Below are 21,568 nucleotides of genomic sequence, written 5' to 3' on the forward strand. Positions count from 1 at the left end.
TCAACGCACCATCAACGCCGCCACCAGCCCCAGCACGGCCAGGGCGAGCAGCAGGCTGAGCACCTGCCAGAACACCACCGGATGGCGTTCGATGAGGGGGGTTGCACGGGCGGTCTGGTAGTGGGCCGCGGGCTGATGAAGATCGTGCACAAACTCGGACAAGGCCTCCTGGCGCCGCGCTGGCTGCGGATGCAGGGCACGGCGCAGCACGGCATCCAGCCAGGGCGGCAAGTCGGGACGCAGTTCACGCACCGACACATAGCGCAGGGTGCGCAGATCGGCGGGCGAGCGCAGGCGTGTAACCTGCAGACCATACGGCAGTTGGCCCGTGAGCATTTGGTAGGTGACCACGGCCAAGGAAAACAACTCGGATTGCACACTGCCCGTACCGCCCACGAAGTACTCTGGCGCGCTGTACTGCAACGAGCCCAGCAGGGCCTGCGGCCGGCCATCGACCTGCCCCTCGGTGAGGCCGGCCACGTGGGTCGACGCGAAGTCGATGATCTTGAGCGTGCCCCCGGCCGCGATCATGAAATTCTCGGGTCGCAGGTCCTGATGCAGCATCTCCTTGCGGTGAAAGGCCTGCAGCCCGGCAGCGGCCTGTTCGACCAGCCGGCGCACCGCCTCCAGCTCGGGCCGCGGGTGGTCACGCATCCACTGGGCCAGGGTCTGGCCTTCAACGTATTCCAGCGCCACGAACAGGTGCTCACGCCGGCGCTCGCCGGCAAAGGCCTTGACCACGTGCGGGCTGTCCAGGCGGCGGGCAATCCACTCTTCCAGCACAAAGCGGTCCAGGTAGTCGGCGTTGTCGCGCAAGTCCACCGAAGGCAGCTTGAGTGCCACGCACTGGCCGCTGGCCGTGTCCTGGGCCAGGAACACATGGCTGCGCGAGCTGGTGTGCAAGGCCCGCAGCAGCACGTAGCCCTCGAAGTGCATGCGGGCCTGCAGCGGTGGCGGCAAGCGCAGCCCTTCGCGCTGGGCGAGCAGCCGGGGGGCTGCGACCAGAGGCAGCTCGTCCACCCGCACCAATTGCACCGTCAGGTTGTCCTGGCTGCCGCGCGCCAATGCCAGCGCCACCAGGGCGGCGGCGGCCGCATCCAGATCGGTGGGGTGGGCCAACAGGGCGACGTGCACCGCGGCGGCGTCCAGGAACTCGTAGGCCCCATCGGTGGCCAGCAGATAGACCTCGCCCGGCTCGGCGTCCCACTGCTGGTGATCGATCTCGACTGCCGGGCCGGTGCCCAGGGCGCGGCCCAGGCAGGTCTGGCCCGAAGACACGCGCACACGGTGGTCCTCGCTGAGCTGCTCCAGGGCCTGTGGGTGCAGACGGTACACGCGGGCGTCTCCGACATGCAGCAGGTGCACTTGGGTCGCCTTGAAGACCAGGGCGCTGAAGGTGCAGACGTAGCCACGGTCCAGGTCGAAGCGCGCATCGCTGCGCTGGGTCTGGGCGTGCAGCCAGGAGTTGGTGGCGCTCAGCACGCACTGGGCCGATCGGCGCACCGACCACGCCTCGGAGGTGCAGTAGTAGTCCTCCAGAAAGCCTCGCACCGCGGCAGCGCTGGCCACCTGGCTGACCGCGCTGCTGCTGATGCCGTCGGCCAGCGCCAGCGCGATGCCCTTGCTGTCCAGCAAGGGCTGGGGCGGCACCACCGCACCATGGAAGTCCTGGTTGACCGGCTTGCGGCCGGCCTCGGAATGCTGGCCCAGCGTGAGGCGCAGACGCGTGCTCATGGCCTCGGGGCTCAGCCGCGCTTGGGTGCCGTCTTGTAGTGGGTGGAATACAGCGTGGCGCCCACAAAGGTCAGGCCGCCGATGGCATTGCCCAGCACGGTGGGGATCTCGTTCCAGATCAGGTAGTCCATGATGGTGAAATGCCCCCCCAGCATCAGGCCCGAGGGAAACAGGAACATGTTCACGATGGAATGTTCGAAGCCCATGTAGAAGAACACCAGGATGGGCATCCACATGCCGATGACCTTGCCCGACACCGTGCTGGACATCATGGCCGCCACCACACCGGTCGAGACCATCCAGTTGCACATCACACCTCGGATGAACAGGGTCAGCATGCCGGCCGCGCCGTGTGCGGCATAGCCCACGGTACGGCCTTCGCCGATCGAACCGATCTTCTGGCCGATGGCATTGGGAGCCTCGGAGAAGCCAAAGGTGAAGATGATGGCCATGAAGACGGCCACCGTGAGCGCCCCGGCAAAGTTGCCCACAAAGACCAGGCCCCAGTTGCGCATCACGCCACCCCAGGTGGCGCCCGGGCGGCGATCGAACACGGCCAGGGGCGCCAGGGTGAAGACGCCCGTCAACAGATCGAAGCCCATCAGGTAGAGCATGCAAAAGCCGACCGGAAACAACAACGCACCAATCAAGGGGTTGCCGGTGTTGACATTGACGCTGACGGCAAAGGCCGCTGCCAGCGCGAGGATGGCGCCTGCCATGTAGGCACGGATCAGGGTGTCGCGGGTGGACATCAAAAGCTTGGATTCACCGGCATCGACCATCTTGGTGACGAATTCGGCGGGGGCGAGGTAGGCCATGGCACTTCCTTGAAAAGCAGTCTGAGGAGCGCGAAAAAAAAGGCGTCGCCGTGGGGTCACCGATCAGGATCGGGACTCACGGGACGCCATCATCCGCGGGATCGGGGCTCACACCCGGCAGGGGCCGGTGTGGTGGAAGTCAAGCCGCCATTAGCTTGTTCACCGCGAACCATGCAGGTTCCATGCCTGCGGCAGGGTGCCTGGGCCCGTCGGCCTGCACCAGACCGGTGCAGCAAGCGCCTGTTGACGATCCCCAGAGGGGCTCAGTACGGCCGATGGGAGCGAGATCGTCCACCGGCGCCCAGGCTCACTTCTGTGGCGCGCCACGCTGCGCCGGTGCCACCATGTCGGGCAGGCTGAGCGTGGCCTCGGCCACGTCGAGCAGGCGCCGGTTGTGGTCCATCGAGGCCTTTTGCAGGGCGCGAAAGGCCGCCTCTTCGGTGAGGCCCAGGCGGGCCATGAGTGCGCCCTTGGCGCGCTCGATGATCTTGCGCTCATGCAGGGCCCGGCGCGCTGCGTCCAGCTCAACCTCCATGCGGGCCAGGCGCTCGGACTGGGCCTGCAACAGGCCGGCCAGCGAGGCGGCCGAATCGGGGTCGGTGGTGCCTGCAGGGGCCGCAGCCGCAGGAGATTGAGCCTGACCACTGGCTTGAAAGAAGCGGTCAGCCTCATGAGCGCGAGGCGGAGGGTTGTCGCGCAACTGGCGCAGCAGGCCAGCCGAATCCTGCAGATCGTTCTGGGCGCGCTGGATCTGGCTTTCGCAGGCCTGGTGCAGGCATTCGAGCAGGGCCTGTTGCAACTGCCAGAGTTGGGCAATGCGCTCGCTGGCCACGTCAAACCAGGTTTCGCTGAGGGGGGGCTCGAGGGCCGCACCGTCGCGGGCCATGCACAGGGTGCGGCGCAAGCGCTCCAGCATCGCCACATTGGGGCTGAGCTGCAGTTGCTGCCAACGCTGGCGCAACTCGGGCTCGGCAAACTCTTCAAACAGGCGCAGGCTGCGTTCCTGCGCATCAATCAGGTGCACGATGCGCTGCTGCTGGTCGTCACGGCACAGGCCCGAGGCGAACAGCTGTGCCCCCACGGCGCGCTCCTGGCCGGCAGTCTCCTTGCCCTGCACCAGGTGCACGAAAGCCACCAGCAGGCGCGACACCTCAGGATAAGGGGCCGCATCGGCCATGTAGAACACCAGCTCCAACAGACCGGCAATCAGGCGGCTGTAGGCGCCCACGGCATCGCTGGCACTGAAGGCCCGACACGCGATCTGATGGCGCAGCGCGGCCAGGGCCTCCAGGTCGAGCAGGGCCCAGGCCATCAAGGACAGCAAGCGTGCCGAGGCCCCCTGCTCAGGCGCCATCTGGGCCTCGACCTGGGCACGCAGCAAAGCCTCCAGGGGTTGGCTGGCAGCACAGGCGGCCTCACGCTCGGCGCCAAAGCGCGCCCCTTCCGAAGCCAGGAACACGCTGCTGGCCCCGCGCTCGCGCTGCAGGGCGTCGATCAGCTGACCGACCACGCCCGCCAGCTGGACACGGGACTCCAGGTGACGCAAGGCCTCGATCTCAAGTTGCTTGGCGCGCAGGACGAGGTGAGAAACAGACTGGTGCATGGAGCCATATTGTGTTGCCAAAACAGCGGGCTCGGCAGGCTCCATCGCGGCTTTCGTCAGCATGGGAGGGGCCACGTGCCGACCCGCCGTTCAGGCCGCGGCCAGGAGCACCTGGTCCTGGTCCAGACGCACGGCATAGGCGCGCACCGACAAGGCCGGGTCTTCCAGGCACTCGCCATTGCGCAGGTCGAAATGTTGCTTGTACAAGGGCGAGGCCACCACGGTGCGTTCACCCAGGCTGCCCACCAGACCACGCGACATCACGCTGGCGCGTGACACGGGGTCGACGTTGTCGATCGCATACAACTCGCTGTGGCCAACGCGGAAAATGGCCACGTGGCGCTGCCCCAGGCGGGCGCACACGCCGGTGTTGGGCAGGATGTCGTTCACCGCGCAGACGGCGGTCCAGTTCAGGGTTTCGGTGTTCATGGCTGAAGTTCTCCGGTGGGGTGGGTGTCGTGCCTGGAATGGGTGCGATGGGGTCAGGCTGGCGTGCCAGCGCGCTCTTCGGGGCGGGCAGGCCGGATCTGACCTCGCTCTTCGACGAACACGATGTGCTCGTCGGGCTGCTCGCTGTTCACGAAAGACCGGAAGCGCTGACGCGTGACCGGGTCGCTGACGGCCGCCTTCCATTCGCAGGCGTAGGTGTCGACCACCTGCTGCATCTGGGCTTCGAGCTCGGCGCCCAGGCCCAGGCTGTCCTGCAACAGCACATCCTTCAGGTAGGCCAGCCCGCCTTCCAGGCTTTCGCGCCAAGTGCTGGTGCGCTGCAGGCGGTCGGCGGTGCGCACGTAGAACATCAGGAACCGGTCGATGGTGCGGATCAGCTCGTCCTGGCTCAGGTCAGAGGCCAGCAGTTCGGCGTGACGCGGTTTCATGCCGCCGTTGCCGCACACGTACAGGTTCCAGCCCTTGTCGGTGGCGATGATGCCCACGTCCTTGCCCTGGGCCTCGGCGCATTCGCGGGTGCAGCCCGACACACCGAACTTGATCTTGTGCGGTGAACGCAGGCCCTTGTAGCGGTTTTCCAGCAGCACGGCCAGGCCCACGCTGTCGCCCACGCCGTAGCGACACCAGGTGGAGCCGACACAGCTTTTCACGGTGCGCAGGGACTTGCCGTAGGCATGCCCCGACTCGAAGCCTGCGGCGATCAGCTCTTCCCAGATCGCGGGCAGTTGCTCGACACGGGCACCGAAGAGGTCCACCCGCTGGCCGCCGGTGATCTTGGTGTAGAGGCCGTACTTCTTCGCCACCTGGCCCACGGCGATCAGGCCGTCCGGCGTGACCTCACCGGCCGGCATGCGGGGCACCACCGAGTAGCTGCCGTCTTTCTGGATGTTGCCCAGGTAGTAATCGTTGCTGTCCTGCAGGCTGGCCAGGTCCTTCTTGAGCACGAACTCGTTCCAGCACGAGGCCAGCATGTTGGCCGCCGCGGGCTTGCAGATGTCGCAGCCCAGGCCTTTGCCATGGGCGGCCAGCAGCTCGTCAAAGCTGCGGATCTTGCCCACCCGGATCAGGTGGTACAGCTCCTGGCGCGAGTAGGCAAAGTGCTCGCACAGGTGGTTGTTCACGGCCAGGCCCTGCTTCTTCATCTCCAGCTTCATGACCTGGGTGGCCAGGGGCACGCAGCCGCCGCAGGTGGCGCCAGCCTTGGTGCAGGCCTTGAGCTCGCCGATGCTGGTCACGCCGCCGGCCACGGCATCACAGATCTGGGCCTTGGTCACGCTGTTGCACGAGCAGATCTGGGCGCTGGCCGGCAAGGCGTCCGGGCCCAGGCCGGGTTTGGCCTGGCCTTCGCTGCTGGGCAGGATCAGAAACTCGGGGCTCTTGGGCAGCTCGATGCCGTTCAAGGCCATTTGCAGCAAGGTGCCGTACTCGTCGGCATTGCCCACCAGCACCGCCCCCAGCAGGCGCTTGCCGTCTGCACTGATCACGATCTTCTTGTAGACCTGAGCGATCTCGTCGCAGTACTGGAAGCTGCGGCTGCCCGGGGTCTTGCCGTGTGCGTCGCCAATGCTGGCCACGTCCACCCCCATGAGTTTGAGCTTGGTGCTCATGTCGGCCCCGACAAAGGCCACGTCGTCCTGCCCGGCCAGATGCCGGGCGGCCACGCGGGCCATGTCGTAGCCCGGGGCCACCAAGCCGAAGGTCTGGCCGTTCCAGGCGGCGCATTCGCCGATGGCGTAGATGTCCAGGTCGCTGGTGCGGCACTCGCTGTCGATCTCGACGCCGCCGCGCGGGCCCAGGGCGAGGCCGCTGGTGCGGGCCAGTTCGTCCCTTGGGCGGATGCCGGCCGAGAAGACGATCATGTCGGTCTCCAGGTGGCTGCCATCGGCAAACACCATGCGGTGGCGGGCCGTCTCGCCGTCGATGATCTGCAGCGTGTTCTTCTGGGTGTGCACCTGCAGGCCCAGGTCCTCGATCTTCTGGCGCAGCACGCGGCCGCCACCCTCGTCGACCTGCACAGCCATCAGGCGCGGTGCAAATTCGACCACATGGGTCTGCAGGCCCAGGTCGCGCAAGGCCTTGGCGCATTCCAGGCCCAGCAGGCCGCCGCCCACCACCACACCGCTCTGGGCCCGGGCACCGCACTCGGTCATGGCCTCCAGGTCTTCGATGGTGCGGTACACAAAGCAGTCAGCCCGGTCATGGCCCGGCACCGGCGGCACGAAGGGGCTGGAGCCGGTGGCCAGCACCAGCTTGTCATAGGCCAGTACCTGGCCGTCGACCAGGGTGACGGTGTGGGCATCGCGATCAATCTGCGCGGCCCGGGCCGCCAGGCGCAGGCTGAAGCCGGTGCGCTCGAAAAACCCGGGCTCGACCAGCGACAGGTCCTGGGCCGACTTGCCGGCAAAAAACGCCGACAGGTGCACCCGGTCGTAAGCAGGGCGTGGCTCTTCGCACAGCACCGTGACCTGGGCCCCCTGCAGGCCGGCTTCGGCCAGGCTCTCGAGGAATTTGTGGCCCACCATGCCATGTCCGACGACGATGATTTTCATGTTGCGTGCTCCTGAATGAAGTGCGCAGCGCGGCGCACCGGCGGGCCGGGCCTCAAGTGCCGTGCCTGCCATGGATGAAAAAATCAAAGGGGTTGATGCCGCGTCGGTACAGGCAGCAAGCGGGCCCAGGCCCGGCGCTGTGTGCGACGCGTGTCCGCCGTCGTTAGCGGTGCAGAAGGGGCCGGTGAAGCGTCGATGCTGCCGGCCACGGCCTCATACAAGCAGCTTCCGTGCCTGCCAAAAAATGCCCCTCGGTTCGGCTTGGCGCTGCACGATGGGCCTCATCGCACCAGATCAGGCCGGCAGGGCACCGATGCGGTGCACAACAGCACGGCGGCGCCCTCAAACGTCGATGGCCGAAGGGGCCGCCTGGCGGATCAATTCGATGAAGCGGCTCAGGCGCGCAGGGATCAGCCGGCTGTAGGGGTAGACCAGGTACACCGGCAGGGAGGGCGCCTCCCAGCCGGGCAAAAGGTGCCGCAGGCGGCCTGCGGCGATGTCTTCGTCCACCAGCCAATGCGAGAAGATGCCCAGGCCCAAACCACGCAGGGCGGCATTGCGCAGGGCGTACAGGCTGTCGGTGCTGAAGCGGGGGCGGATGGCGAAGCTGAACGACTCGGCTGTGGCGCGCTGGTTCAAAACCACTTCGTTCTGATAGAAGGTACGCACTGCCATCCAGGGCAAGGCCGCGAGGTCGCGGGGGTGGGCGGGTGGCCTGGCCGCATCCACCCATTGCGGTGCGGCCACCACCACCCGCCGCACCTCACCCAGTTTGAGTGCCACCAGCGAAGGGTCTTCGACCGTGCCCACACGGATGGCGCAATCCACCCCCTCGGCAATGAAATCGGGCAGGCGGTCGTTCAACAGCCACTCCAGTGAGACCCCGGGGTAGCGCGCCAGGTAGTCAGCCACGGGGCCGATCAACTGCTGCTGGCCAAAGGCGTGCGGGGCCAATACGCGCAAAGTGCCCTGGGGCTGGGCCGCCTGGCCGCGCAACCCTTCGTCCATCGACTGCCAGGTCTCCAGCAGCCCCCGCGCCAGCGTCAGGCAGCGCTCACCATCCTCGGTGAGCTTCATGGCATGGGTGCTGCGCTGCAAAAGCTTGAGCCCCAACTGCTGCTCCAGCGCCGTGAGGCGGCGGCTGATGGTGGGCTGGGTGCTGCCCATCTGGCTGGCCGCCGCTGACAGACTGCCCGCCTCGACGATGCGGACAAAGGTGTCGAAGAGCTCGATGCGATCGACCTGGCGGCTGGCGGGCGGAGTGGTTCTCATGCGCCAAGCGTATATCAATTGTTCAAATCAGGGCACTACACGGGCTGATTCGGCGTCATTACAGTTCAAGGCATCGATCTTCACCGGAGAAATCCATGGATTCCATACCCATTGCGCATGAACCAGAACCCCCAGCAGCCCCCCTCCCCGAATGGCGTCAGAAGCACCTGGTCTTGCTGGCCGCCGGCGCGGGCTTCAGCGTGGCCTCACTGTATTACAGCCAGCCCATCCTGGGCGTGCTGGGCGCCGACCTGCAGGCCAGCGCCAGCCACATCGGACTGGTGCCCACCCTGACGCAACTGGGCTATGCCCTGGGCATCCTGCTGCTGGCCCCCTTGGGTGACCGATTGAACCGGCGCCGCTTGATCCTGGCCAAGGCCTTGGCTCTGACAGCGGCCTTGCTGCTGAGTGCCTTCGCCCCGTCAGTCCCCTGGCTGTTGCTGGCCAGCCTGCTGATCGGCCTGTCGGCCACGGTGGCGCAGGACATCGTGCCCGCAGCGGCCATCCTGGCGCCCGAGTCCAGCCGGGGCAAGGCGGTGGGCTCGGTGATGACCGGGCTGCTGCTGGGCATTCTGCTGTCGCGGGTGGTGAGCGGCCTGGTGGCCGAGCAACTGGGCTGGCGTGCGGTGTATGGCGCGGCCGCAGGCTCGGTGGCGATCCTGGCCCTGGCCCTGTGGCGCGGGTTGCCCGACTTCGCCCCCACCACCCGGGTCTCGTACACCGCCCTGATCGGTTCGATGGGCCAGCTGTGGCAGCGCTACCCAGGGCTGCGCCATGCCGCGCTGGCCCAGGGTCTGCTGGCCGTGGGCTTCAGCGCCTTCTGGTCGACCCTGGCGGTGATGCTGCACGCCGAGCCCTTCCACCTGGGCAGCGGAGCCGCCGGTGCCTTCGGCCTGGCAGGCGTGGCGGGCGCGCTGGCCGCGCCCTTGGCCGGACGCATCTCGGACCGCCGAGGCCCCGAACTGGTGACCCGCCTGGGCGCCGGCCTGAGCGCCCTCGCCTTTGCCAGCATGGCGGGCGCCGCCTGGCTGCCACCTCAGGGCCAATTGGTGCTGATCGTGGTGAGCGCGGTGGCCTTCGACTTTGGCGTGCAAGCCACCCTGGTGGCCCACCAGACCCTGGTCTACGGGCTGGAGCCGGCCGCTCGCAGCCGGCTCAACGCCCTGCTGTTCGTGGGCATGTTCATCGGCATGGCCACCGGCGCCTGGCTCGGCAGCCTAGCCCTGGCCCAATGGGGCTGGCTGGGCGTGGTGGGCCTGGCCACGGCGGCCGCGCTGGGGGCCTTGGCGGTTCGCTTGACCGTCAGCAACCGACCGACAGGTGTGACAAAGACAGGTCTGGCACCAAGCTGACGCGGTGCCCCTGGGGGTCGGCAAGGGGCTCGCGGCGCTTCAGCTTCCCAGGGCTACCTGGCCAAGGTGCTGACGAATTGCTCGTACATCGCATCAACGGCGCTGGAGCCTTGCGAGCTTTTGCTGCGGAACACCGCCACCTCCATGCCGCCCAGGGCGGGCAGCTCAAACCCCTTGGGCAGGCCCTGCAGCGGCTGCAAGCTGGCTGGCACGCTGCAGCGCGTCAATACCGCCACCGCCAGCCCGCTCTCCACGGCGGCCACCTGGCCGGCCAGGCTGGAGCTGTGATAGACCACCCGATAGGCGCGGCGCCTGGCGGCCAAGGCGGACATGGCTTCGATTCTGGCCAGGCTGCCTGATTCGTAGACGGCAATCGGCATGGGGTTCTTGCGCCAGACTTCAAACTGGGGGGCACCGACCCACACCAAAGGCTCATGGAACAGGAGCCTGCCGCGCTGGGGCTTGTCACGGGAGACCAGGGCCAGGTCCAGGTCGCCACGCAGCACCTTGGGGATGAGCGAGGTCGACTGCTCGCAGGTCAACTCAATCTCCACCCCCTGGTGACGAGCCGCAAAACTGCGCAGCACCGGCGTCAGGTAGGTGGCCGCATAGTCATCGGGCACCCCCAGGCGAATGCGGCCTTCCAACTCGGGGCCGAACATCACGGCCTGGGTCTGGGCCTGCAACTCCAGCATGCGGCGCGCATAGGACAGCAACTCGGCTCCGGCCGCCGTGATGTCCATGTGGCGCGGGCTGCGCACCAGCACAGCTTTGCCCAAGGCGCCCTCCAGCTTCTTGATCTGCATGCTCACCGCCGACTGCGAGCGGTGCAGCAAGGGGGCTGCCGCCGACAAGGAGCCGGCATCCACCACCGCCACAAAGGCGCGCAACCAATCGATTTGAAGATCCGGGTGTTTCATCGCGACAGCCATTCATTCGATAAACGCATGGTAGCTGTCAGAACTATGCGCTTTACTGAATTCTTGCGCCCCGGGAACATCGCCCCATGCACAGCAAGACCGCCCTCACCACCGCCTCGACATCCACATCACGCACCGCCGGCGAGCAGCGCGGCCTGGGGCTCATGGTGGCAGGAGGCCTCTTGCTGGGCACCCTCGGCGTGTTTGTGCAAGAGGCAGCTCAACACCCGCTGGTGACCGTCTGGTTTCGCTGCGCGATGGGTGCGCTGGCCCTGTTCTTGTGGTGCGCGGCCACAGGGAACCTGAAGGGCCTTCACCTACAGGGCAGGCGCCTGGGCGTGGTCTGTGTCATGGGCTGCCTGATGGTGCTGAACTGGGCCCTTTTCTTTGCCGCCATTCCACGCACCTCCATGGCAGTGGCCACTGTGGTGTTTCACATTCAGCCCATCTGGGTCATCGTGTTTGGCGCGTTGTTTCTGCGCGAGCGGGTGTCCTGGGGCCAGTGGATGGCGACGCCGGTGGCCCTGTGCGGTTTGGCCCTTACCACCGGTTTGCTGGACGACCTGGCCATCTCCTACACAGCCCGCAGCGGCTATGCCCTCGGGCTGCTGCTGTGCCTGGGAGGCTCGCTGAGCTATGCCGCCGTGACCCTGCTGGCCAAGACCCAGCAGGGAATCGCGCCCTTGACGCTGGCCTTCTGGCAGTGCGCGGTGGGCAGCCTGGTACTGGTCTGGGCACCCTGGGTTTTTGGCTGGCCCCAGCAACCCGGCACCTGGGCCTGGCTGGCGGGCCTCGGCGTGTTGCACACGGGCCTGGCCTACGTGGTGCTTTTTGCAGGCATGGCCAGGCTCCCGCTGGGTCGCATTGCCGTGCTGCAGTTTGTCTACCCCTTGGCGGCCGTGCTCTTCGATTGGGGCCTGTATGGCACCCGCTTGAGCCCCACGCAGCTCGCAGGCATGGCCCTGATGGGGGCTTCGGTTTGGAGCATTGTCAAAACCAGACACGCAGCGCGCCCGGCGCTGGATGACTGAGTACGGAGACTCAAGGTGGCCCGGTACGACCCCTGAGGCCCGGCAGCCCAAGCACTCAATCTCGCTGCAGCGCCACCTGCAGCATCTCGATGAAAGCCCGGGTCTTGCTGGGCATCAGGCGCCGGCCCAGAAACACCGCCCAGGCCGGCTCGGGGGGCAGGCACCAGGCGCTCAGCACGCGGCGCAATTCACCGCTGCGCACCCGGGCCTGGGCCATGGCGTCGGGCACGGCCACAATGCCACAGCCGCCGACCGCCATCTCCAGCAGCAGGCCGGGGGCATTGGCGACAAAGCTGCTTGGGGGGGCGCCCTCCCAGCGGGTGTCGCCGTGCAGCAGCGTCCAGCGGGCAGGCTCCAGGTTGCGCTTGAGCAGCAGCACGCTCTTGTGCTGCGCCAGGTCTTCGGGGGATTGCGGATCACCATGCTCGGCCAGGTAGGCCGGTGCGGCGTACAGACCGATGGACAGCGTGGCCAGCCGTCGCGCGGTGAGGGAGGCATCGTCCTGCAGTTCGCCAAAGCGCAGGGCCAGGTCAAAGCCTTCGCCCACCAGATCGACCCGGCGTGGTGACAGGTCCAGCTCCAGCGTCACCGCCGGGTGCAGGGCCACAAAGGCGGCCAGCATCTCACGCAGCATCAGGGTGGTCACTTCGGGCGGCATGGAGACGCGCAGGCGCCCCGTGGGTTGCAGCTGACGGTGTTCGCTGAGGGCGGTGACGGCATCGACCTCTGCCGCCACCTGGCGCGCATGTTCGAGCAGTTGCAGGCCGAACTCGGTGAAGGTGGAGCGGCGGGTCGAGCGTGACATCAGGCGCTCGCCCAACTGCTCCTCCAGGTGCGCGACGCGGCGCGACACCGAGGATTTGGGCAGGCCCAGGCGCTCGGCCGCCTTGCTGAAGCTGCCCGCCTCGGCCACACGGGCGTAGATCAGCAGATCGTTGGGGTTGAGGGATTCCATGAGCACTGCGGCGGGCGTGTCGCTGGCCTCAGCCCGGTGTGGCTTCGAGCGCCGATTCGATGTGGATCTCGCCGCTGAGCAGGCGGTGGATGGGGCATTTGTCGGCGATCTCGAGCAGGCGCTGGCGCTCGGCATCGGTCAGTGTGCCCTCGATGGCGATGCGACGCTGCAGTTGGTAACGCACACGACCGTCGTCGGCCTTGTCTTCCACATGATCCACCGTGACCCGCAAGGCCGTGACGGCCAGCTGACGGCGGCGAATGTAAAGCTCCAGCGTCAGGGTGGTGCAGGCGGCCAGGGCCGAATCAAGCAGGTCGTGCGGATCGGGGGCCCGATCCTGCGAACCCAGGGTCTTGTCGATGTCCGAGTTCCAGACATGGCGGCCGTTGCTGAGGGTGGTGAGCGCGCCGTTGGCGCGCTGCAGGGTGGCTTCGATGGTCATGGTCAGTCTCCGTTCAATCCAGAAAATCAGGGCTGCGGCGCAGCCTCAGGCAGCTTCTTCGCCCAGGCGCCCATCGCGGAAATCGTTCAGGGCCTGGTAGATCTCTTCCTTGGTGTTCATCACGAAGGGGCCGTACTGCACGATGGGCTCCTTCAAGGGCTGGCCTGCGATCAGCAGCACACGGGCATCGGCCGTGGCCTCGATGACCACACCGTCGGCCTGCGCCTCATTGCGCAGGATGGCCATGCGCTGCAGCGGCACGGCCTGACCGCCCACCGACACCTCGCCCCGGTACACGTACACGAAGGCATTGTGCTGCGGTGGCAGCACCTGATCGAAGCGTGCGCCCTGGGGCAGGTGCAGATCCAGGTACAGCGGCTGGGTGATGGGGCGCTGCACTGCGCCCTGCACACCGTGGCTGCTGCCAGCGATCACCGTCACCGCCACGCCGGCGGGCGTCACGAAATGCGGCAGGTCGGCGGCCTGGAAGTCGCGGTACCAGGGGGTGTTCATTTTTTCGCTGCTGTGCAGATTGAGCCAGAGCTGAAAGCCCTCCATCACGCCCTCCTCCTGTTGCGGGATCTCGGAATGGATCACGCCCTTGCCGGCCGTCATCCACTGCACGCCGCCGTTTTGCAGCAGGCCCTCATGACCGGCGCTGTCGCGGTGCAGCATGCGGCCGGCAATCATGTAGGTGATGGTCTCGAAGCCGCGGTGCGGGTGGTCGGGAAAGCCGGCAATGTAGTCGTTGGGGTTGTCGCTGCCAAAGGCATCGAGCATCAGGAAGGGGTCGAGCCGATGCTGCAAGGGCTGCGTCAGCACGCGGCTGAGCTTGACGCCCGCACCATCCGAGGTGGCCTGGCCGCGCACCAGTTGCTCGACGCTGCGCGATTGGGTGACCGGGGTGATCTGAACAGAGCTGGATGTCATGGTGAGCCTTTCGGTGTTGAGTCGGTGAGGACGATGAAGTCGATGGCCTGACTTTATTGTTGTTTAACGCTCTGAGGAAGATCGATTGAAGCCCCACATTGTTGCTCACATGGAACAATTCAAGGGGCTTTCCATTTTCTGCTGCGCCCACCCGCGGATCAATCCCATGGCGATCAGAACCCGAACCGGCCATGCCCGGCAGCCTGTGCAGGCACAAGTGCGCGTGATCACGACGCCGGCACACTGCCCGGGCCTCTGATCCGCCCCGCTTCGGCGGATCTGATCCTGCTCACGGCGGGGCAGAGTTTCGATACTCGGCTGCATGCCAACGAGAACGATCGCCCCACCCCGCCACACGCCCGGCAGACTGCCTGCCTCGACCGGCGCTTCGCCCGTACCCGATCTGACGTATCTGCAAGACAACGATCTGTTCCGATGCGCCGTCCCCACCCGCTACGGGGGCCTGGGTGGCGAGGCCCATGAGTTGGCGGCACGCATGGTCGAGGTGTGCCAGCACTCGATGCCGGCCGCCCTGGTGTTCTGGGGCCAGCGCATGGCCATCGAGTTTCTGCTCCAGTCGCCCAACGGCGCCCTGCGCGAATACCTGCTGCCTGACCTGTTGAGTGGCGAGCGTGCCGCCACGGTGCCGCTGCCCTTGGGGCTGTACCGCTTGCAGGCGCACGACACCGGTCGGGGCTGGCAGCTGAATGGCCAGGGCTTGCAGGCCGTGAATGCGCCGCCCCAGGGCTTCTCGTTCATCGCCCCCGTTCAGATGGGGTCGACGGCGGGCTGGTGTCTGTTGCGCAGCGAGGAAGACGGCTTTGACGTGCGCACCAGCGGCGACACCGCGCTGCCGTCGCGGGCCTGGAGCGCCCGCATCGATGTGCGTCAGGTCTTTTTTCGCGAGGACGAGTGGCTGGGCGACAGCGCCCTGGAGAGGGCTGTTCACCCCGTGCGGATGGCCCTGGGCCGTGTGGCCGAGCACCTGCAGCAGCATGTGGAACTGATCTGAGGCCGCAGCGCCTGTGCCGGCCCGGTCGCCGCCATCAGGCGGCCAGTGGCACGAACGATGCCAACGCTATGAACTGCAGGGAAAAGTCAGCGTGAAGCGTGTGTGCCCGTTCATGGAGCTGGCCACGGCGGTGCCCCCATGCGCCTCAGCAATCGCCTTGGTGATGGACAGGCCCAACCCGGCGCCGTCGGAGGCCGACCGATGCCGTGCCGGATCGGCGCGAAAGAATCGATCGAACAAGCGCGACAAGGTCTGGGGATCAATGTCTTCACCGGTGTTCTCCACCGTGACTTCGGTGTGGGGCCCCGAGCTCTCGATGACGACGTGAACCTCGCCACCTTCAGGGGCGTGGCGCAGTGCGTTGGAGAGCAGGTTGCTGACAGCACGACGGAACATCAGCTGATCGCCCAGGATGTCGCCTCGGCCCTGCGCGCTCATGCGGATGCTTTTCTCTTCAGCAACGGCTTCATAGAACTCCAACAGCGCCTGTACCTCCTGCAAGGCTGAGAAACTCTCTTTGCGAGGCAAATGGACGCCACGGTCGGTCTTGGCCAAAAACAACATGTCGGACACCATTCTGGCCAAGCGCTGCAGTTCCTCGGCGTTCGAGGCCAGGATGTCACGGTAGATGGCCGCATCGCGGGGCATCGACAGGGTGACCTGGGTCTGAGTCAGCAAATTGCTGATGGGGGTGCGCAGCTCATGCGCCAGATCCGATGAGAAATCCTGCAGGCGCGTGAAATCGCTCTGCAACCTGTCGAGCATGCGATTCAACTCACCGGCCAGCTCCGCCATTTCCACGGGCACTTGGTCAACTGGCATGCGCTCACTCAATCGCTGCCCGCTGACCCCTGCGGCACGCGCCCTCATGGCGTGCAGCGGCGCCAGGCCGCGGTGGGCCGCCAACCAGCCCAGCAAGCCGCTGACCAGCGTGGCAGCCAAGGCATAAAGCGTGAGGCGCAGGCGCAAATCGGCCAGAAATTGGGCATGGTGCGCCGTGTCCATTTCGATCGTGACCTCCAGAGGGGAGGCCGATGAATAGGGGGCTCTGACCTTGAACAGCAGCGCCCGCAACGCCCGGCCATCAGGCGAGCCCAGTTGCAGCACAGGCGCCGTGTCGTGGCTTGTGGCCAACGACTGGGTCTGGGGCAAGGGTACAAAGCCATCCGATCGGAACAAGATCTGCCCGTCGGGCGTCACCACGGCCGCCAACAGCCCATGGTGGTGATTCAAGGCCTCGTTCAGACGCCCTTGGGCATCTTCCGCCGATTGGGCATGGGCCAGCAGGTGCTCGATCAACTGCCGCTTGTCTTGCAGCGTGATCTGGTCCAGTTCCGCAAAGTGTTGATCGGAGGCCGCGAAGACAAGCCAGCCCAGGCCCAGCACCACCACCGCCGCGACGGCGGTGAAGAATACGGTCAGGCGATGGGTCAGTGAAAGACGACGCAACATCTCACAGGTCTTCCGGCACTTCGAGCACATAGCCCATGCCGCGCACGGTCTGGATGAGCTTGACGGATTGACCGTCATCGACCTTGCTGCGCAGACGGCGCACGGCGACCTCGATCACATTGGTGTCGCTGTCGAAATTCATGTCCCACACCTGTGAAGCGATCAAGGATCGAGGCAAGACCTCGCCATGCCGCCGCATCAGCAATTCGAGCAGACCAAACTCTTTGGCCGTCAGGTCGACGCGCCGGCCGGCTCGCGAAACACGGCGGCGCAGCAAATCGAGTTCCAGGTCGGCCACCTTGAGCGTTGTGACCTCTTGGGCGCTGCGGCCCCGGCGCAGAATGGTGCGCACGCGGGCCAGCAATTCGGCAAATGAAAAGGGCTTGACCAGGTAATCATCAGCCCCCAGTTCCAGGCCTTTCACGCGATCTTCCACCTGATCCCGAGCCGTCAGGAACATGGCGGGCATTCTCAGGCCACGCGCTCGCAGCCGTTGGAGAACCTCCCACCCATTGAGCCCGGGCAGCATGACATCGAGTATCACCAGGTCATAGTCCTGCCCCTCGGCCATGTGCAAGCCGTCAATGCCGTCCTTGGCCAGGTCCACGACGAAGCCCGCCTCCGTCAAGCCCTGCTGAAGGTACTCACCCGTCTTGGGCTCATCCTCAACGATCAAGATCTTCACAACCCTCGCTCCAGTTTCTCTAGTGTGCAGCCTTCCGGCAGGCCCGATCCGAAGATAACAAACATGTCATCTTCCAGGCGGGTTTCTGACAGCTTCATCCCATCAGAATCATGCTGTGCTTCGAAAGATCACCGAGAGGAACCCGCCCATGCCATTTCAATTCGTCAGGCTCCGATGGCCGCTGACGCTGGCTTTGTTTGCAAGCGCCGTGGGCGCGCAGACACCAACGCTCAACCAGACCCCCGAAATCGCGCCCATTCTGACTCAGCCCTTGCAGTACCGGTCATGGATCAGCCATTACGAACCCTATAGCGACCCGGCTGTTCAGCCCTGGCGTGAGGCCAATGATCGCGTTCAACGCATTGGCGGTTGGCGCACGTATGCCAAAGAGCGGTCTGACCAGGCCCCGGTGTCGGGCTCGCCAGGCATGGAGGGGCACCCCGCCTCCCATGGAGGCGCCAAGCCATGAGTCGCGGTGCCACTCTTTCTCGCACTTCCCTGTTCACGGCGCTTGCCGTCGTGGCCGCCTTGTCCGGATGCGCCAGCGTGTCGTTGGAACAAAGCCTTGACCGGGTCAACGCTGAAACCGCCGATTTCACCGGAGGCCAGGTCACCCTGGCCCAAACGCGCGAAGAACAAACCCAGCGCACCAACGCATCAGCCAAGTTGCTGAGCAAGCCTTTGGGCCCCACGGAGGCCGTGCAGTTGGCCTTGGTCAACAGCCCGGCTTTGCAGGCCTTGTTGGCCCAAGGTTGGGCAGAGTCAGCCTCGGCGGCGCAGAGCGGTCGCATCGCCAACCCTGTTTTCGGGTTTGAGCGCCTGACCACCGGCCACGACCTGGATGTGAATCGCGCTTTGTCCTTTGGTTTGCTCGATGTCCTGACCCTGCCGGCGCGGCAGGGCATTGCGCAACGCCGCATCGAACAAGCTCAGTTGCGCCTCACGGCTGATGTTGTCGACCATGTCACCCAAGTCCGGCAGGCCTGGGTCCGTGCCGTGACCAGCCGACAAACCTTGAGGTACGCCCAGCAAGTGTTCGAAAGTGCCGAAGCCAGTGCCGAACTGGCGCGGCGGATGCAGTCCGTCGGAAACTACAACCGACTCACCCGGGCCAGAGAGCAGGCCTTCTATGCCGACTCGGCGTCGCGCCTGGCCGCTGCAGGCCACGAAGCCACGGCCAATCGCGAAGAGTTGGTCCGGCTGCTGGGCTTGAGCGAGTCTCAGGCGCAGCAACTGCAACTGCCGGATCGCTTGCCCGATCTGCCTAAAGAGGCCTTGTCACCCGCGGTGGTGGGGCAACTTGCCAGCAAAGCGCGTCTGGATGTCAGGCTGGCACAAAGTGCGCTCGCATCGGCGGGCCGGTCGCAGGGCTTGAACACGGTGACCAGCCTCACCGACATCGAGCTGACAGCGCGACGCAACACCCAGTGGGACAGCGCAGCGGGCACTCGTTCCGATCAACGGGGGTATGAAATCGGTGTTCGCCTTCCCATCTTCGACTGGGGAGGCATGCAGCGGCAGGCCTGGAATGCACGCACGCTCGCGGCAGCCAACCAATTGGAGGCAACGATCAGGTCAGCAGGCTCCAGTCTGCGTGAAAGCTACTCCGCCTACCGGACAGCTTATGACATGGCCCGGCATTTTCGCGATGAAGTCGTTCCCGTCCGCAAGGTGATCTCCGAGGAGAACCAACTCCGCTACAACGGGATGATCATCGGCGTTTTCGAACTTCTGGCCGACGCCAGAGACCAGGTCAGCACGGTGATCGGCGCCATCCAGGCCGAACAACAGTTCTGGCTGGCCGATGCCGCGCTTCAGTCGTCCTTGATTGGCCGCCCCACCAAAACCCCCCTGCCTGTCTCGGGTAGCCCCACCGCCGGCAACGTCACCGGACACTGACTCTCTAGGCGAACCTCCATGACTTCCAGACGTGAATTTTTCAAACATGCCGGGCTGACCGGGGGGGCACTCGCCGCCGCCGCCGTCAACCGGGTGGCCCTGGCCGCCTTGCCCGAGCCCATCCTCCAGACCTCCGCAGAAACCATGGCCCCCCTGGTGCCCAACAGTGGCCGCCCCTACAACCCGGTCGTGACCCTGAACGGCTGGACCTTGCCTTGGCGCATGAACCAGGGTGTCAAAGAGTTCCACCTGGTCGCGGAACCCGTGGTGCGAGAAATGGCCCCTGGATTCAAGGCGCATCTGTGGGGCTACAACGGTCAAAGCCCGGGCCCCACGATTGAGGTGGTCGAGGGCGATCGGGTGCGGATCTTTGTCACCAACAAGCTGCCCGAACACCACGCCGTCCATTGGCATGGACAGCGCCTTCCCAACGGCATGGATGGTGTTTCTGGGTTGACCCAGCCCTCTATTCCGCCTGGCAAGACTTTTGTCTATGAGTTCGTGGCCCGCCGGCCGGGCACCTTCATGTACCACCCGCATGCCGACGAGATGGTTCAGATGGCCATGGGCATGTATGGCTTCTGGGTGACCCATCCCAAGGCCAAGAACCCGCTGATCGATGAGGTGCAACGCGACTTCTGCTTTTTGCTCAATGCCTTCGACATCGACCCGGGCAGCTACACCCCCCGGACGATGACGATGCTGGACTTCAATCTGTGGGCCTGGAACAGCCGGGTCTTTCCGGGCATCGACTCCCTCAATGTGCGGCTCGGCGACAAGGTGCGCATCCGGGTCGGCAACCTGACGATGACCAACCACCCGATGCATTTGCATGGCCATGAGTTCCAGGTCACGGGCACCGATGGCGGGCCGACCCCGCTGCAGGCACGCTGGCACGAGGTCACCACCGATGTGGCCGTCGGGCAGATGCGCCAGATCGAATTTGTGGCCGATGAGGAAGGCGACTGGTCGCTCCATTGCCACAAGAGCCACCACACCATGAATGCCATGGGGCACAACGTGCCCAATTTGATCGGCGTTGATCACAGTGGGCTGGCCAAGAAGATCAACAAGCTGATCCCTGATTACATGGTCATGGGCGAGCGTGGCATGTCAGACATGTCGGACATGGAGATGCCCATCCCCGACAACACGGCTCCCATGATGACGGGTGAAGGCCCGTTCGGCCCCGTGGAAATGGGCGGCATGTTCAGCGTCCTGAAGGTCCGCAAGGATCAAAAGCCGGGGGACTACAAAGGCCCGGGTTGGTACAAGCACCCGCCAGGCACGGTGGCCCACGAGTACACAGGCCCATTGGCTCAGCCGGCCCGCTTCAGCGCTGATGGGGGTCAGTCCATGCCCCTGGCCCAAAAGCCGAAGGCACCCACTGAAGTGCAGGTGCGCAAGCCCACGTCCCACACCGGCCATTGAAGCGATTCAGTCGGCCTCAGGAGAGAAAATGAAACCATCCCGCTGCGCTCGCACCTTGGCTGGGTTGGCATGGATGGCCGTGTCCAGCACGGCTTTAGCCAACGGAAATCACACCGGCGGACACGCTCACGCCGAAGAAGATTCAGCCATCGGAAAGCCGGGCTTGGCCGCCCAGGCCAGCCGCACCCTCACGGTTGAGATGGGAGACAACATGCGCTTCACACCCTCCGACATCCGGGTCGGCAAAGGGGAGACCGTTCGCATCGTTGTGAAGAACACCGGCCAGGTCAAACACGAGCTGAGCCTGGGGACCCGGCAGGAATTGCTGGAGCACCTGGCACTGATGAAGAGGTTTCCGGACATGGAGCACGATGAACCCAGCAAGGTCACGGTAGCGCCGGGCCAGCAAGGCGAAATTGTTTGGCAGTTCACCCAGGCAGGCAGCGTGAACTTTGCCTGCCTGATGCCAGGTCATTACGAGGCCGGCATGAGAGGTTTGATCCAGGTGGACAAGAAATGATGACTGATTGTGCAAAGGAGTGAATTCAGCATGACGGACCTGTACATCCCAAGTTCAGCCACCAGACGTGCGCTCCTGGTGGGGCTCGCTGCCGTGGGTGGCCTGGCCATCGCACGTGCTGCGTCGCCAGCACCTGTACCAATGCGGGTCTGGAAAGACCCCCAATGCGGTTGTTGCAAAGACTGGATCGCGGTCGTTGAGAAAAGTGGCTTTCAGGTCACCGTTCTTGAGCAGGGCAACACGGCCGCCAGGTCTCGCCTGGGCATGCCCACGCAATTTGGCTCGTGCCACACGGCGATGGTCCAGGGCTTCGTGATCGAGGGCCATGTGCCGGTCGCCGACATCCAGCGACTGCTCAAGGAACGCCCCGCCGCTTTGGGTCTGGCCGTTCCGGGTATGCCGATCGGCTCACCCGGGATGGACGGACCCGAGTATGGCGGACGTCGCGACGCCTTTCGGGTGCTTCTGGTCCAGAAGGACGGAACGGCAAAAACCTTCAACTCTGACGTGTGA

Annotated in this window: 20 protein-coding genes; 8 read left to right on the forward strand and 12 right to left on the reverse strand. The window is 65.5% G+C overall.

Going from position 1 to position 21,568, the window contains the following annotated elements:
- The 6 genes from AC07PT_RS15555 to AC07PT_RS15580 all read right to left on the reverse strand — a co-directional run bounded on the left by AC07PT_RS15555 (position 1) and on the right by AC07PT_RS15580 (position 8,426).
- The gene (locus AC07PT_RS15555) at positions 1-1,734 is read right to left on the reverse strand and encodes a bifunctional protein-serine/threonine kinase/phosphatase (protein ID WP_494657210.1); all 1,734 of its coding nucleotides are present in this window, start codon (positions 1,732-1,734) and stop codon (positions 1-3) included.
- Between the two features lie 11 nt (positions 1,735-1,745).
- A complete protein-coding gene (locus AC07PT_RS15560) occupies positions 1,746-2,552 on the reverse strand; it encodes a formate/nitrite transporter family protein (RefSeq protein WP_492347624.1) in 807 nt (268 codons plus the stop codon).
- 307 nt (positions 2,553-2,859) lie between these two features.
- Entirely contained in the window at positions 2,860-4,155 is a 1,296-nt protein-coding gene (locus AC07PT_RS15565; protein ID WP_492347623.1) for a nitrate- and nitrite sensing domain-containing protein, read from the reverse strand.
- A gap of 90 nt (positions 4,156-4,245) precedes the next feature.
- Positions 4,246-4,584 carry a nitrite reductase small subunit NirD gene (nirD, locus tag AC07PT_RS15570; protein WP_492347622.1) on the reverse strand — a complete coding sequence of 113 codons (339 nt, stop codon included), beginning with the start codon at positions 4,582-4,584 and terminating at the stop codon, positions 4,246-4,248.
- Positions 4,585-4,637: 53 nt separating this feature from the next.
- On the reverse strand, positions 4,638-7,154 hold the full coding sequence (gene nirB / locus AC07PT_RS15575; protein ID WP_494657211.1) for a nitrite reductase large subunit NirB: 2,517 nt from the start codon (positions 7,152-7,154) through the stop codon (positions 4,638-4,640).
- Positions 7,155-7,496: 342 nt separating this feature from the next.
- Positions 7,497-8,426, reverse strand: a complete 930-nt coding sequence (locus AC07PT_RS15580; RefSeq protein WP_494657212.1) for a LysR family transcriptional regulator — start codon at positions 8,424-8,426, stop codon at positions 7,497-7,499.
- Positions 8,427-8,521: 95 nt separating this feature from the next.
- Between AC07PT_RS15580 and AC07PT_RS15585 the strand changes: the two genes are divergently transcribed.
- Positions 8,522-9,778 carry an MFS transporter gene (locus AC07PT_RS15585; RefSeq protein ID WP_494657213.1) on the forward strand — a complete coding sequence of 419 codons (1,257 nt, stop codon included), beginning with the start codon at positions 8,522-8,524 and terminating at the stop codon, positions 9,776-9,778.
- 53 nt (positions 9,779-9,831) lie between these two features.
- Here the strand turns inward: AC07PT_RS15585 and AC07PT_RS15590 are convergent, their stop codons facing one another.
- Positions 9,832-10,698: a LysR family transcriptional regulator gene (locus AC07PT_RS15590; protein WP_494657214.1), complete on the reverse strand. Its 867-nt coding sequence runs from the start codon at positions 10,696-10,698 to the stop codon at positions 9,832-9,834.
- A gap of 86 nt (positions 10,699-10,784) precedes the next feature.
- On the opposite strand from AC07PT_RS15590, the gene AC07PT_RS15595 reads away from it, so the two are divergent.
- Positions 10,785-11,729, forward strand: coding sequence for a DMT family transporter (locus AC07PT_RS15595; protein WP_494657215.1), 945 nt, complete (start codon positions 10,785-10,787; stop codon positions 11,727-11,729).
- A 55-nt stretch (positions 11,730-11,784) separates the two neighbouring features.
- On the opposite strand, the gene AC07PT_RS15600 is transcribed toward AC07PT_RS15595, so the two are convergent.
- Genes AC07PT_RS15600 through AC07PT_RS15610 form a run of 3 tightly spaced genes read right to left on the reverse strand, consistent with a single transcriptional unit; the run spans position 11,785 to position 14,056 of the window.
- Entirely contained in the window at positions 11,785-12,684 is a 900-nt protein-coding gene (locus tag AC07PT_RS15600) for a LysR family transcriptional regulator (RefSeq protein WP_494657216.1), read from the reverse strand.
- Positions 12,685-12,712: 28 nt separating this feature from the next.
- A complete protein-coding gene (locus AC07PT_RS15605; RefSeq protein WP_492347613.1) occupies positions 12,713-13,126 on the reverse strand; it encodes an OsmC family protein in 414 nt (137 codons plus the stop codon).
- A 45-nt stretch (positions 13,127-13,171) separates the two neighbouring features.
- Entirely contained in the window at positions 13,172-14,056 is an 885-nt protein-coding gene (locus AC07PT_RS15610; protein ID WP_494657217.1) for a pirin family protein, read from the reverse strand.
- A 322-nt stretch (positions 14,057-14,378) separates the two neighbouring features.
- Here AC07PT_RS15610 and AC07PT_RS15615 point away from each other — a divergent pair, with 322 nt between their 5' ends.
- Positions 14,379-15,068, forward strand: coding sequence for an acyl-CoA dehydrogenase family protein (locus AC07PT_RS15615; protein ID WP_494657218.1), 690 nt, complete (start codon positions 14,379-14,381; stop codon positions 15,066-15,068).
- 66 nt (positions 15,069-15,134) lie between these two features.
- On the opposite strand, the gene AC07PT_RS15620 is transcribed toward AC07PT_RS15615, so the two are convergent.
- Together AC07PT_RS15620 and AC07PT_RS15625 are read right to left on the reverse strand one after the other, a co-directional pair.
- Positions 15,135-16,520: a heavy metal sensor histidine kinase gene (locus AC07PT_RS15620; protein WP_494657219.1), complete on the reverse strand. Its 1,386-nt coding sequence runs from the start codon at positions 16,518-16,520 to the stop codon at positions 15,135-15,137.
- A 1-nt stretch (position 16,521) separates the two neighbouring features.
- Positions 16,522-17,205, reverse strand: coding sequence for a heavy metal response regulator transcription factor (locus tag AC07PT_RS15625; RefSeq protein ID WP_494657220.1), 684 nt, complete (start codon positions 17,203-17,205; stop codon positions 16,522-16,524).
- Positions 17,206-17,353: 148 nt separating this feature from the next.
- Between AC07PT_RS15625 and AC07PT_RS15630 the strand changes: the two genes are divergently transcribed.
- The 5 genes from AC07PT_RS15630 to AC07PT_RS15650 are packed head-to-tail and all read left to right on the forward strand — an operon-like array spanning position 17,354 to position 21,568.
- Positions 17,354-17,674: a hypothetical protein gene (locus tag AC07PT_RS15630; RefSeq protein WP_494657221.1), complete on the forward strand. Its 321-nt coding sequence runs from the start codon at positions 17,354-17,356 to the stop codon at positions 17,672-17,674.
- Positions 17,671-19,104 (forward strand): TolC family protein, encoded by a 1,434-nt coding sequence (locus AC07PT_RS15635; RefSeq protein ID WP_494657222.1) that lies wholly within the window; start codon positions 17,671-17,673, stop codon positions 19,102-19,104. The genes AC07PT_RS15630 and AC07PT_RS15635 overlap by 4 nt, the downstream gene beginning before the upstream one ends.
- An 18-nt stretch (positions 19,105-19,122) precedes the next feature.
- Positions 19,123-20,535 carry a multicopper oxidase family protein gene (locus AC07PT_RS15640; protein ID WP_494657223.1) on the forward strand — a complete coding sequence of 471 codons (1,413 nt, stop codon included), beginning with the start codon at positions 19,123-19,125 and terminating at the stop codon, positions 20,533-20,535.
- Between the two features lie 28 nt (positions 20,536-20,563).
- A complete protein-coding gene (locus AC07PT_RS15645) occupies positions 20,564-21,055 on the forward strand; it encodes a cupredoxin domain-containing protein (protein ID WP_494657224.1) in 492 nt (163 codons plus the stop codon).
- Between the two features lie 30 nt (positions 21,056-21,085).
- A complete protein-coding gene (locus AC07PT_RS15650; protein WP_494657225.1) occupies positions 21,086-21,568 on the forward strand; it encodes a DUF411 domain-containing protein in 483 nt (160 codons plus the stop codon).

The organism is Curvibacter sp. GW821-FHT09D12 (assembly GCF_059416245.1).